The sequence below is a fragment of the Phocaeicola faecalis genome (assembly GCF_021730445.1).
In the GTDB taxonomy this organism is placed as follows: domain Bacteria; phylum Bacteroidota; class Bacteroidia; order Bacteroidales; family Bacteroidaceae; genus Phocaeicola; species Phocaeicola faecalis.
Genome location: NZ_JADNRM010000008.1, coordinates 1 through 12,955 on the forward strand (window position 1 = coordinate 1; position 12,955 = coordinate 12,955).

Below are 12,955 nucleotides of genomic sequence, written 5' to 3' on the forward strand. Positions count from 1 at the left end.
CTTCTTTTCCGTTCATCCTTACATTTTAATTAAAACACTCACATAATCAGTCGGTTAAGAATGACAGCACATCCCCTCATCCTCCCTTCAGCCGCGCTTTCCGAGTCCCTTCACAATCTGCCGTCAGTAATTCCCTTATGTACTCATCTTTTTAGCCTGCCGTTTTCTGTAGGGGCAGACCCGTGTGTCTGCCCGAGAACAGTTCACTTTAAGTTATTGGGGTCATTGGGCGGACACATGGGTCCGCCCCTACCGTAAAGCGCTATTGAAAAAGTTCAAAAGCCGGAAGAAACTTCACAAAATGAAAGGAGGCTGAAGGGGCGGTGACGGGATGCCCGTTCACTACCGGAACCCCCATCAACAGGGAGTTTCAATGGCTTATGAAAGGAGGAAGGGAGAAACAACGCAATCATTGGTAGATGTCGGGATTCGGGTAAATGTCTTTTAGTCTGGTTATTTGGAAGAAAAATAAAATGTAAAAATGAGCAAAAATCGGGATGATGTAATAAAGAAACTGTTTGAACGTTCTCTGGAACCCAAGGAAAGAGGGGAATTGAATAATTATGAGTTTATTAATGATGCTCTTCGCAAACAATGGGAAGAGGTACCTGCTACTATTGATTCGGTAAGAGAAGAACGTATTTTGCATAGTGTATTGAAGAGTATTAGAAGAAAGAAAAATCATTTCACTTATTCTGAAAGAATATGCCTATATGGATGAGTTCCGTAATCGTGACAGTCGTCTTTATGTTTCGCCGTCTAAGGAGGCTGCTTTGGATTTTGTGCGTAACGAACGTCGTATAGAACTGGCTGCTGAAGGACAACGTTATGATGATATACGTCGTTATGGAGCTGCATATTGCAACAAGGTAATGAATCGAGATGAATTTTAGGTGTTAGGATTATGCACGGGATGTGTATGACATTTGTCTTCACATCCCGTTTTTTATCATTAATGTGTTAAAAAAACATAAGCAAATACAGAGTATATAAGGGAAACTTCCTTTCTTTGTACTTTAATACAGCGATTGGTTAATTCATTAAATCTAATAAGTATGAAATTACTTTCGATTTTAGCGTTAAGTGCGGTCTTTGCGCTCACTTCAATAAATTTGTATGCTCAAAAAGTATATGATATTTCCACGTTTGGCTTAAAACCCAATACTCATAAAAATGCTTCTCCTGTTTTACAAAAGGCATTGTCGAAAATAAAGGCGGAGTGTAAGGATGGTGAGGCGGTTATTCTTCGTTTTCCTGAAGGCCGTTATGACTTTCATGAAAAAGGGGCTGCCGTACGCGAATATTATATTTCGAACCACGACCAGGACAATCCCAAGAAAGTAGGTATTGCACTGGAGGATATGAAGAATCTCACTCTTGACGGACAAGGGGCACAGTTTGTCTTTCATGGGAGAATGTTACCGGTATCACTCCTTCGTTCGGAGAACTGTAGTTTGAAGAATTTCAGTATTGATTTTGAAAACCCTCATATTGCACAAATAAAGATATTGGAGAATACTCCTCAAGAAGGAATCGTTTTTGAACCGGCTTCATGGGTGAAATATCGTATAGCCAAAGACTCAATCTTTGAAGCTTATGGAGAAGGGTGGACTTTAAAACATTCTTGGGGTATTGCTTTTGATGGGGATACCAAACATTTGGTATACAATACCAGCGATATTGCTTGCCCGACGAAAGGGGCAAGTGAGATTGCGCCGCGCCGCATCCGTGCTCCTCATTGGAAAGATGCACGTCTTGTTCCCGGAACTGTTGTTGCCATGCGTGGCTGGGGACGTCCCACTCCCGGTATCTTTCTTTCACATGATTTAAATACGGCCTTGGAAAACATAAAAGTCCATTATGCCGAAGGAATGGGATTACTGGCACAATTCAGTGACAATATTACGCTAGAGAAGTTCTGTGTTTGTTTGAAGGGGGAGGATGATCCGCGTTATTTTACCACACAGGCAGATGCAACTCACTTTTCCGGTTGCAAAGGAAAGATTACTTCGTGCAACGGACTGTATGAGGGCATGATGGATGATGCCATTAATGTGCATGGAACGTATCTAAAAGTGGTGAAAAGGGTAGATGACCGTACATTGGTCGGACGTTATATGCACGGTCAGTCATGGGGATTTGAATGGGGACGCGCCGGAGATGAGGTGCAGTTCGTACAATCCGCTACTATGGAATTGATTGGCAAGCAGAATAAGATTGCAAGCATTCGTCCGTATGATAAAGAACAAATAGATGGAGCACGTGAGTTCATCATTGCTTTTGATGAGGCTATAGATTCGGCTATCAATGAACAGAGTGGATTTGGTATTGAGAATCTTACTTGGACTCCGGAAGTCTTGTTTGCCGGAAATACGATTCGCAATAATCGGGCGAGAGGTACGTTGTTCAGTACTCCGCGTAAAACAGTTGTCGAGAATAACTTATTCGACCATACTTCAGGGGCTGCTATTTTATTGTGTGGAGACTGTAACGGTTGGTTTGAAACCGGAGCGTGCCGTAATGTAATTATTCGCAAGAATCGTTTTGTGAATGCACTTACCAATTTATTTCAGTTTACGAATGCTGTGATTTCGATTTATCCGGAAATACCCGACCTGAAGAATCAGCAGAAGTATTTTCATGGAGGACCGGAAGGGGGTATTGTGATAGAAGATAATGAATTCGATACTTTTGACGCTCCTATCCTGTATGCCAAATCTGTAGATGGATTGATATTCCGCAATAATGTTATAAAGAAGAACACGGACTATAAACCGTTCCATTTTAATCAGAACCGTTTTTGGTTGGAGCGGGTGACGAATGTGACGATTGCCGAATAAGGCGTTGGTTTATAAATGAATACTAACTATTATATTTTAAATATTTATTTTTGAAAAGACATGAAGATTAAGAATCTATTGACTGTGATGACCGGCTTGGCATTGTTCTGCTTGGTCGGATGCGCTTCTCCTCAGAAGGAAGCTGCTGCAAAGGAGTATGCTCCTATCGAAGTCGCTGTGCCCGAGCGTCCTGCCGGACAGCAAGATGTAATTCAACTGACCACTCCGAAACTGGATACGGTTCGTGTTGGTTTTATTGGCTTGGGTATGCGTGGTCCCGGTGCTGTTGCACGTTGGACTCATATTCCCGGTACAAAAATTGTAGCTTTGTGTGACCTTCGTCCCAAATGTGTAGAAAGAGCACAAGGTATTTTGGAAAAGGCCGGTCTTCCTAAAGCTGCCGAATATTCAGGTTCTGAAGATGCATGGAAGCAATTGTGTGAACGTGATGATATTGATGTGGTATATATTGCTTCAGACTGGAAACATCATGCCGAAATGGGTATTTACGCTATGGAACACGGCAAGCATGTTGCCATTGAAGTTCCGTCTGCTATGACACTGGATGAAATCTGGGCGTTAATCAATACTTCAGAAAAAACTCGCAAGCACTGTATGCAGTTGGAAAACTGTGTATACGACTTCTTCGAACTGACTACATTGAACATGGCTCAGCAGGGATTGTTCGGTGAAGTGCTGCACGTAGAAGGTTCTTATATCCACAACCTTGAAGAGTTCTGGGGTGAATATTGGAACAACTGGCGTTTGGATTACAACAACGAATTCCGTGGTGACGTTTATGCCACTCACGGCCTTGGCCCGGCCTGCCAATTGCTGGACATTCACCGTGGTGACCGCATGAAGACTTTGGTGGCTATGGATACTAAAGCTGTAACCGGTCCTGAACTGGGTAAGAGATATGGTTTGGCAAATGATTCTATTGAATTCCAAAACGGTGACCACACCATGACTTTCATCCGCACTGAAAACGGTAAAACTATCCACATTCAGCATGATGTAATGAATCCTCGTCCTTACAGCCGTATGTATCAGCTGACAGGTACGAATGGTTTCGCCAACAAATATCCTATCGAACAATACTGCTTGCGTCCCGACCAGGTTGACGCTAAAGAAGTGCCTAACCACGAAAACCTGAATATGCACGCTGCTGTTCCCGAAAACGTGAAAGAAGCCTTGATGCAGAAATACAAACACCCGATTCACCAGGAACTGGAAGAAACTGCCAAGAAGGTAGGTGGTCACGGTGGTATGGACTACATCATGGACTATCGTCTGGTTTACTGTCTGCGCAACGGTTTGCCTTTGGATATGGATGTATACGACTTGGCTGAATGGTGCTGTATGGCAGACCTTACCCGCCTTTCTATCGAAAACGGTAATGCTCCGGTAGCTGTACCCGACTTTACCCGCGGTAGCTGGAACAAGGTGAAAGGTTATCGCCACGCATTTGCCAAATAATTCTTAAAATCTCGTTTTTTAAACTGAGATAATTTCAACATAAAATGAAAGAAGAGGTTGTTACCGATACCGGTAACAACCTCTTTCTGATATATATATCCTGTTTTATTCTTCTACGATACTTGTACGCGGCCGTTGGGGTGTGATTTCCTTTTGCTGTTTCAGATATTCTATCAGAGCGTCTGATGAGGTGGCAGTCGTTTCATGTCCCGGGTCGGCATGGTCAAATCGGTAGCTGGAGGCGATGTAGCTGTTCATTCCTACTTTATACTGTTTATTCTCGTCCAGCGGGTTACCGTTCATATCTTTTAGGGTGACACTCACGGCTTTGCCGTCATGGGTATGAATGGTATAGGTCATGCCCGAAACCAATAAATCGGCACGTTTGCTGGCTTTGCGGTAGGAGTTCATTAATAAGGTGCGAATCTCTGCCGGAGTCATCCGGTAGATAACTACGCTGTTGCCGAAGGGATCCAGTTGATAAATCTCGGCCATGGTGATTTCTCCTTTGGCTATTTGTCCGATGCGCACGCCGCCGGCATTCTGGAAAGCAAAGTCGAGATTATGCACGCTGGTTACGGCATCCGTCATCAGTGAGCCGAGAGGTTCTTTACCGTTGAACTGTGCTGTGGCGTGTGCTATTACTTGGTCTAAGTGGCAATCCTCGCGGAATTTCTGAATCAGTTGCTTGATATCTGTATCTTCGTCTTTGAGTTTCGCGATATTAATCAGCTCGAATTTCTTATCTTTTACTTTATTGTCATCTAAGGTTATGGTGGTCTTGCCCAGATAATGGAGATTACTTTGTGCCTGATTAATCAGGACACCATTCACGATAATGGTGGAGTCAATGCGTGTATGTGAGTGCCCTCCAATGATAACGTCCAGCTCGGGCATCGCTTCGGCTATTTCACAGTCTTTGGTATAACCGGTATGGGTGAGACCGACAAACAAGTCACATTGAGTGCGTAAGTTCTTGTATTTAAGGGCTGTTGAGACTGGCTCTGTGAATGTGACACCTTTCAGGCGTGCAGGATGGGTGGCGGGAAGCAGTTCGCCTGTTCTTCGCTTACTCACTTCGATGAGGCTCAGGATGCATATCTTGGTGTCACCGATTTGGAGGAAAGCATAAGGTTGAGGTTGTTTGATTTTGGCTGTTTCTTCATCGACAATCATGTTGGCACACAGGAATTGGAAGTTGGCCTGCTCCATTCGTTGGTTCAACACTTCCTGTCCATAGTCGAATTCATGGTTCCCGAATATCTCATACCGATAGCCTATCCGGTTCATTAAGTCAATCATGGGGAAGCCTTTCTCGGGATATTGGTCTACTACCGGATTCCCCGAAAACATATCTCCTCCACTTAGAATCAAGATATTGGGGTTCTTGGCACGTTCTTTCTGTATATAGCTTGCTATTTTGGCAAAGTTATCAATACTGCCGTGCATGTCATTGGTAGAAAAGAGGATGATTTGCGTTTCTTTTGCTGACAGTGAGCAGCATAGAAAGACAAATAACAATAGAAAACTAGATAGCTTTTTCATTTATTACTGGTGTTTAATAGGTTGGTTTAATGCTGCAAAGATAGGTTATTAATATTTCAAATGCTTTGCAGCATACAGAAAAGTTTGTTTCCGGGCAATGGTATATTTGTCTTCTAATGGGGAGAATACTTATAAATGGTGATTGTAGGAAAGAAATGACTGCTGAGACGGCTTTCTAAATTACCTATAAAAAGCGATTGCGGCGCGTCGGTTTTATTAGGAATTTTGCATCCGAATAAAGAATGTAATTACTTAGCAAGAGAAAAACGTGAGAACAGCAATTCGGAAAGTGAGTATTTTAATTATCGTTTTATGGGCGGGCGTATCTGTATATGCACAGCCATATAAAACCATGATTTCGGGTAAAGTCGTATCGAAGGAGAAGGAAATCATAGATTTGGCAACTGTGTATCTGAAAGGGACCAACTATGGTTGTATGACCAATGAACAGGGAATATATCATCTGCATGCTCCGGCAGGAGAGTATACGCTGGTTGTTTCTGCCATCGGCTACGAAACGGTGGAGAAGCCGGTGAAACTCCTTCGGGATGAGAGAGTAAAAATGAATGTAGTGTTAGCTTCGTCTGTAACAGAGTTGGATGAGGTCGTTGTCGTATCCAATGGGGTAGGCCGTGTGAAGCGTTCGGCTTTTAATGCCGTGGCTGTGGATACGGAGGAGTTGCAGAACTCGACGAAGAATTTGAGTGACGCCTTGTCCAAACTTCCGGGTATGAAGTTGCGGGAAGCAGGAGGTGTAGGCTCTGACACCCAACTCATGTTGGACGGCTTTAGTGGAAAACATGTCAAAATCTTCATTGACGGAGTGCCACAGGAGGGGGTAGGCAGCTCGTTCGGGCTGAACAATATTCCTGTGAATTTTGCCGAGCGTATAGAAGTGTATAAAGGGGTTGTACCGGTAGGATTCGGCACCGATGCTTTAGGAGGTATCGTCAATATTGTGACGAACAAGAAGAAGAGAAAATGGTTTTTGGATACTTCTTATTCCTATGGCTCGTTTAATACGCACAAGTCGTATGTCAATTTCGGGCAGACTTTCAGAAACGGATGGATGTATGAGATAAATGCATTCCAAAACTATTCCGACAATGATTATTATGTGGATACTTATGTCACTCATTTTTCTCCTGATGGCAATACCACCGACAAAAAGAAGATTGAGCATGTAAAGCGTTTCAATGACACTTACCACAATGAGGCTGTCATCGGAAAGATTGGTTGGGTGGGAAAACCTTTTGCCGACCGTTTGCTCTTTGGCTTTACTTATTCCAATATGTACAAGGAGATTCAGACAGGAGTGCGTCAGGAAGCGGTATTTGGAGAGAAGCATCGCAAGGGACATTCGCTGATGCCCTCATTGGAGTATCGTAAGCGGGATTTGTTCACCAAAGGGCTGGATATCAGCTTGACGGCAAATTATAATTATAACCTGACCCAGAATGTTGATACTGTGCCTTATCAATACAACTGGTATGGCGAAAAGCAATATACCGGTTCAAAAGGAGAGCAATCTTATCAGGACAATGAATCGAAGAATAAGAACTGGAATGGAACGTTCAGGGCCGATTATCGCCTTAGTAGGGCGCAGACCTTTACATTGAGCCATGTGCTGACTGCTTTTGAGCGAAGTAACCGTTCGGATGTGAATTCCACTTCGGCCGTCTCCGACTTTACCGTTCCCAAGAAGACAAGGAAGAATATCACCGGGCTTTCTTATCGCCTGATGCCCACTGAGAAATGGAACTTCTCTGCTTTCGGGAAGTATTACAACCAGCATAGTTCGGGATTGGTCTCACAAAATGCCGACGGCATAGGAAACTATATCGATATGTCTAAGAACGTAAGCGCTTTGGGTTACGGTGTGGCAGGCACCTATTGGATAATAAAGGACCTGCAGGCGAAGCTCTCATACGAGAAAGCTTATCGGCTACCGTCCAATGAAGAACTGTTCGGTGACGAGGATTTGGAAGCGGGGAAGGCTGATTTGAATCCGGAGAACAGTGACAACATTAATCTGAACCTCAGTTATACACACCAGTTTGGCAAACATGGGCTTTATGTGGAAGGAAGTTTGATTTATCGTGATACGAAAGATTACATCGTCCGTACTATCAGTTCTTTTGGAGGCAAAAGCTATGGTTCCTATTATAACCATGGGCGTGTAAAGACGAAAGGCTTCAATGTATCCGCACGTTACAGTTATTCGCATTGGCTCAGTGTGGGAGCTACTTATAGCAGCATGGATACGCGTGACAATGAGAAATACTTGGAAGGGGGTTCCCTGCAGGAAAGCCTGAAGTATAAACTGCGTATACCCAACCAGCCTTACCGTTATGCCAGCCTGGATGCTTCTCTCTATTGGCATGACTTGTTTGCAAAAGGAAACCGCTTGTCGCTCACGTATGACAGCTATTACCAGCACGAGTTTCCCTTGAATTGGGAAACCATCGGAGAGGCTTCTTCCAAGAAACGCGTACCGGAACAGTTTTCACATAATCTAGGAGTTACGTATAGCATCAAGAACGGACGCTATAATCTTTCGTTTGAATGTAAGAACTTCACGGACGAGAAGCTATATGATAATTATAGTCTGCAGAAAGCCGGGCGTGCGTTCTATGGGAAGGTGAGAGTTTATTTCGGACAATAAATATGAATCGATAAATAAAATAGAAGAATGATGAATGGAAATTTTTTGTTTTGGTCTGTTGCCATGGCATTTTGTGCAGGCAGTGTGTTGACTTCATGCAGTGATGATACAGTGCCCGAGAATCCAACGCCGGATACTCCCGGTACCGATACCGGGACAGGAACATACGTGGTTGCCGCCACTGTTGATGGGGTGAATTATCTCCTGACCGCCGAGTCTTTGGACGAAGGAAGCGTCACAGTAAAAAATAATGGTCTTGAAACCGAGACCGGTACGTATTGGGTGTTTCATAACAATGATTACCTTTTTCGTCTCGTGTATAATAAAGGAGGAGACGGAACCGGCTCCTCTTATATCCTGAACAGTAATAATAAGCCCGAAGAGCATCTGTCGTATGCCTTTAAACGCATCACCACGTATGGCACATGGGGCGACAATGTCATTACCGCTTCTACCGGCGATACAGACCGGACGGATGCCAACGGATATGCGGAGCAAGGCATTCTGGTGAACTATCTGAATTCGCTGAACGGTACGACGAGTACCAAGACCTACCCGTGTGAGAACTATTTGGGTAACGGTGAGTATGTTACCTTTTCCGGATTTGTGCAGGCGAACGGCAAACTTTACACTTCAGTAATTCCGATGGGGATGAGCCAATATGGTGTAAAAGCGTTTCCGGACAAGGTGACCGACCCTCAACTTGTGGCAACCGTGGCGGGAGGCAGTGCCAGCAGTGCTTATAAAGAGGGTTCTATTCCTTCCACCCAGTATCCCGATTATGCATACGTGGCCATTTATAGCGGAAACGATTTCAGCACTACCCCAACGATTGTCGCCACGGACAAAATTGGTTTTGCCAGCGGACGTATGCGTTCGCAATATTACCAGACCATCTGGGCGGCCGATAATGGCGATTTGTACGTTTTCTCGCCGGGCTATGGACGGCTTACTACTTCTTCGGACGACTTGAAGCGTGTGCAGGGAACACTTCCTTCGGGAGTGATGCGAATCAAGGCAGGAGAAACTTCGTTCGACGCCACTTATTATGTCAATCTCGAAGAGCTTGGAAACAAACATCCGGTGTACAAATGCTGGCATATCACAGAAGATTATTTCCTGCTTCAGATGTATACTCGCGGATTACAGTCGAAAGGGGAGTATACCACCGAACTGGCTGTCTTTAAAGGTGAAGACCGGACACTGAAACCGGTGACCGGATTGCCGTCGGAAGATGTTCTGAGCGCTTATGGAAATATCCCTTATAATGAGAACGGTTACATATATATGCCGGTATCCACTACCGATGGCAGTGCTCCGGCACTTTACAAGATTGACCCTCGGACGGCTACTGCCACAAAGGGGCTGACTATCGTTGCGGAATCTGTTAGTACCGTAGGTAAACTTGTATCTCAAAAATGAAAAAGATATTTCGTACATTGCATCTTTGGCTTTCCGTGCCTTTCGGACTGCTTGTCAGTCTGATATGCTTTTCGGGTGCCATGCTGGTTTTCGAGAACGAAATAACGGAGTGGAGCCGCCCCGACCTTTATCATGTGAAGGAGGTAAAGGCGGAACCACTGCCTGTGGAAATGCTTCTCGAACGAGTGGCGGAGACATTGCCCGACAGTGTATCTGTCACCGGAGTGAGTATTCTTTCAGAGAAGGGGCGTACGTGGCAGGTAAATCTCTCTAAACCACGTCGTGCATCGGTTTATATTGACCCTTATACGGGTGAAGTGAAGGGAAAATACGAGCGTCCGGCCTTTTTTCTGACCATGTTTAAACTGCATCGCTGGCTGTTGGACAGTATGAAGCCCGGTGACAGTATCTTCTGGGGAAAGGTGATAGTGGGAGTGAGTACACTGATGTTTGTTCTTATTCTGCTGATAGGCATCATTATCTGGTGGCCGCGCACACTGCGGGCGTTGAAGAATAGTCTGAAGATAACGTTGCGGAGGGGATTCCGCCGGTTCTGTTACGATTTTCATGTGGCGGGCGGTTTGTATGCGTTGCTGTTTTTGCTGATGATGTCACTGACGGGACTGACTTGGTCTTTTGCTTGGTACCGGACTGGATTTTATAAAATTTTCGGAGTAGAAACCCGGCAGGGAAGCGGGCACGCAGCTCATGGGCAGGAGAAGAAGGAAAAGTCACAGGTTCCGTATGCACATTGGGAACAGGTCTATCGACAGTTGAAGGATGAGAATCCCGATTACCGACAGATTTCCATATCCCGGGGCACTGCCAATGTCTCTTTTGACCGGTTGGGCAATCAGCGTGCGAGTGACCGTTATGAGTTTGACCCTCGTTCGGGTGAGATAATGAATGTATCTTTATATCAGGACGCTGAGCCGTCGGGAAAGATTCGGGGGTGGATATATTCGGTGCATGTAGGGAGCTGGGGCGGTATCTTTACCAAGATACTTGCCTTTGCAGCGGCTCTCATCGGGGCTTGTCTGCCATTGACAGGCTATTACCTGTGGATAAAACGTAAGCTCGGACAAAGAAAACGAAGGTGCTAGCGGCGGGTGTGCCAAAAGCAAAAACAGCGTGACCGTTATGTCAGCTTTTGGCACACTTCTCTATTTCCCATACGGTTTGAGATTAAAACCACTTTATCTTTCTGAAGATAACGAAGGCCATGGCCGATAATACGATAGATATCAATATGATGAGGCTGAAAGCATGTGGCAACTCATCCACATGCACATCCACGTTCATTCCATAAAAGCTGGCAATCAATGTAGGTACCATCAGTATGATAGAGATACTGGTCATGCGCTTCATGATAGTATTCACATTATTTGAAATGATGGAGGCAAAAGCATCCATTGTGCCTGTCAGAATATCACTGTAGATATTCACTGTGTTGTATGCCTGTTTCAATTCGATGACCACATCTTCCACCAGGTCAGGGTTCTGATAATCTTTTTCCTGAAAGATACTTTGCAATTTGCCTACCATCACTTCATTTCCACGTATCGAGGTGTTGAAATAGACCAATGTCTTTTGCAGTTTCATCAACCGCAGTAAATCTTCATTGCGTATGCTTCTTTCTAATTCCTTTTCGGCCGCTGCCACATCATTGTTTATCTGCTTCAGGTATTTCAGGAACCATACTGCGGAAGAATAAATCAGCCGCAATATCAGTTCAAATTTATTGCGCACTACTATTCCTTTTCGGCGTGTGTGGTCGATAAAGTCAGGTATCATTTCGGTGGAATGATAGCAAATGGTGACAATAATCTCATTGTTTGTGATGATGCCGATGGGAATGGTTGTATATGGAATGCTTCCCTGCTGTTGCAAAGGGATGCGGATAATGGTCAGCAACCAGTTTTCTTCGGTATCGGTGCGCGGGCGTTCATCCACGTCAGCAATGTCTTCCAAAAAAGATTCGGGAACTTTTAAGTCTTTGGTCAGAAAGTCAAAATCGCTTTTATCAGGGCATTCTACATTTACCCAGCAGTTGGGCATCCACTGCGGCTTTTCCACAAAGCCGTTCTCACAATAAAGATATTTTCTCATCTTATTGCCTCCTTTCGTTTGTTTTAAGTCCGGGCAGAGGCATTGCAGGCATGCTGTTTAGAGCCCTGCCGGATAAGTTAATACTATACTGTACGTTCGTGGGTTGGAATCGTCCATTTTGGGTTGTTTTTAATAAATTGCGGGACAAAAGTACGTAAAAACTTTAAAAACACCTAATCTCGTGTACCTATTTATGGTGATTGTTGTTCTACATTATCCTAATAACTAGGTATTGCAGGGTGAAGTGTAGTACACTACCTTTGCAGATGTAATAATTACAATTTAAAAATTAATTTCAATTTTAAAATAGAAAGTATATGGAACCTATTATTAATTCACAAGTTCCTGAATTCAAAGTTCAGGCATTTCATAATGGAGAGTTTAAGACAGTGACTAACAAGGATATCGAAGGCAAATGGGCTATTTTCTTCTTTTATCCTGCCGATTTTACTTTCGTCTGTCCTACCGAGTTGGTAGATATTGCAGAGAAGTATGACCAGTTCAAGGAAATGGGTGTGGAGGTATATTCTGTCAGCACCGATTCGCATTTTGTTCACAAAGCATGGCATGATGCTTCCGAAAGCATTCGAAAAATCACTTATCCGATGTTGGCGGACCCCACGGGAGTTCTCTCGCGTGCATTCGGTGTGATGATTGAAGAAGACGGTATGGCTTATCGCGGTACTTTTGTGGTCAATCCCGAAGGTAAGATTAAGTTGGCTGAGATTCAGGACAACAGTATCGGACGTAATGCCGACGAATTGCTCCGTAAAGTGGAAGCAGCTCAGTTTGTTGCCAGTCACGATGGAGAAGTTTGTCCGGCGAAATGGAAAAAAGGAGCCGAGACTCTGAAACCGAGCATTGACCTGGTAGGTAAAATTTAAAATACCCGAAA

General features: G+C 44.3%; 9 protein-coding genes and 1 pseudogene. 8 read left to right on the forward strand and 2 right to left on the reverse strand.

Annotated features, from left to right (window positions below; genetic code table 11):
- Positions 1 to 481 precede the first annotated feature (481 nt).
- From IR173_RS09475 to IR173_RS09490, 4 genes and pseudogenes are all read left to right on the forward strand, one after another.
- The gene (locus IR173_RS09475) at positions 482 to 721 is read left to right on the forward strand and encodes a hypothetical protein (RefSeq protein WP_237039400.1); all 240 of its coding nucleotides are present in this window, start codon (positions 482 to 484) and stop codon (positions 719 to 721) included.
- Between the two features lie 34 nt (positions 722 to 755).
- A pseudogene (locus IR173_RS09480) lies at positions 756 to 893 on the forward strand (RagB/SusD family nutrient uptake outer membrane protein); the annotation flags it as partial.
- Positions 894 to 1,055: 162 nt separating this feature from the next.
- Positions 1,056 to 2,840, forward strand: coding sequence for a right-handed parallel beta-helix repeat-containing protein (locus tag IR173_RS09485; RefSeq protein ID WP_237039402.1), 1,785 nt, complete (start codon positions 1,056 to 1,058; stop codon positions 2,838 to 2,840).
- A 60-nt stretch (positions 2,841 to 2,900) separates the two neighbouring features.
- Positions 2,901 to 4,319 carry a Gfo/Idh/MocA family protein gene (locus IR173_RS09490; protein ID WP_237039403.1) on the forward strand — a complete coding sequence of 473 codons (1,419 nt, stop codon included), beginning with the start codon at positions 2,901 to 2,903 and terminating at the stop codon, positions 4,317 to 4,319.
- A 105-nt stretch (positions 4,320 to 4,424) separates the two neighbouring features.
- On the opposite strand, the gene IR173_RS09495 is transcribed toward IR173_RS09490, so the two are convergent.
- The gene (locus tag IR173_RS09495) at positions 4,425 to 5,864 is read right to left on the reverse strand and encodes a bifunctional metallophosphatase/5'-nucleotidase (RefSeq protein WP_237039404.1); all 1,440 of its coding nucleotides are present in this window, start codon (positions 5,862 to 5,864) and stop codon (positions 4,425 to 4,427) included.
- 268 nt (positions 5,865 to 6,132) lie between these two features.
- On the opposite strand from IR173_RS09495, the gene IR173_RS09500 reads away from it, so the two are divergent.
- From IR173_RS09500 to IR173_RS09510, 3 genes are read left to right on the forward strand one after another with little or no spacing between them, the layout of a single operon-like run.
- The gene (locus IR173_RS09500; RefSeq protein ID WP_394800659.1) at positions 6,133 to 8,529 is read left to right on the forward strand and encodes a TonB-dependent receptor; all 2,397 of its coding nucleotides are present in this window, start codon (positions 6,133 to 6,135) and stop codon (positions 8,527 to 8,529) included.
- Between the two features lie 30 nt (positions 8,530 to 8,559).
- Entirely contained in the window at positions 8,560 to 9,951 is a 1,392-nt protein-coding gene (locus tag IR173_RS09505; protein WP_237039518.1) for a DUF4374 domain-containing protein, read from the forward strand.
- Complete coding sequence (locus IR173_RS09510; RefSeq protein ID WP_237039405.1) at positions 9,948 to 11,054, forward strand: PepSY-associated TM helix domain-containing protein; 1,107 nt, start codon at positions 9,948 to 9,950, stop codon at positions 11,052 to 11,054. Before IR173_RS09505 ends, IR173_RS09510 begins: the two co-directional genes overlap by 4 nt.
- A gap of 82 nt (positions 11,055 to 11,136) precedes the next feature.
- Here the strand turns inward: IR173_RS09510 and IR173_RS09515 are convergent, their stop codons facing one another.
- Positions 11,137 to 12,060, reverse strand: coding sequence for a magnesium transporter CorA family protein (locus tag IR173_RS09515; RefSeq protein ID WP_237039406.1), 924 nt, complete (start codon positions 12,058 to 12,060; stop codon positions 11,137 to 11,139).
- Between the two features lie 317 nt (positions 12,061 to 12,377).
- Here IR173_RS09515 and ahpC point away from each other — a divergent pair, with 317 nt between their 5' ends.
- Positions 12,378 to 12,944, forward strand: coding sequence for an alkyl hydroperoxide reductase subunit C (gene ahpC / locus IR173_RS09520; RefSeq protein ID WP_237039407.1), 567 nt, complete (start codon positions 12,378 to 12,380; stop codon positions 12,942 to 12,944).
- Positions 12,945 to 12,955: the final 11 nt, after the last annotated feature.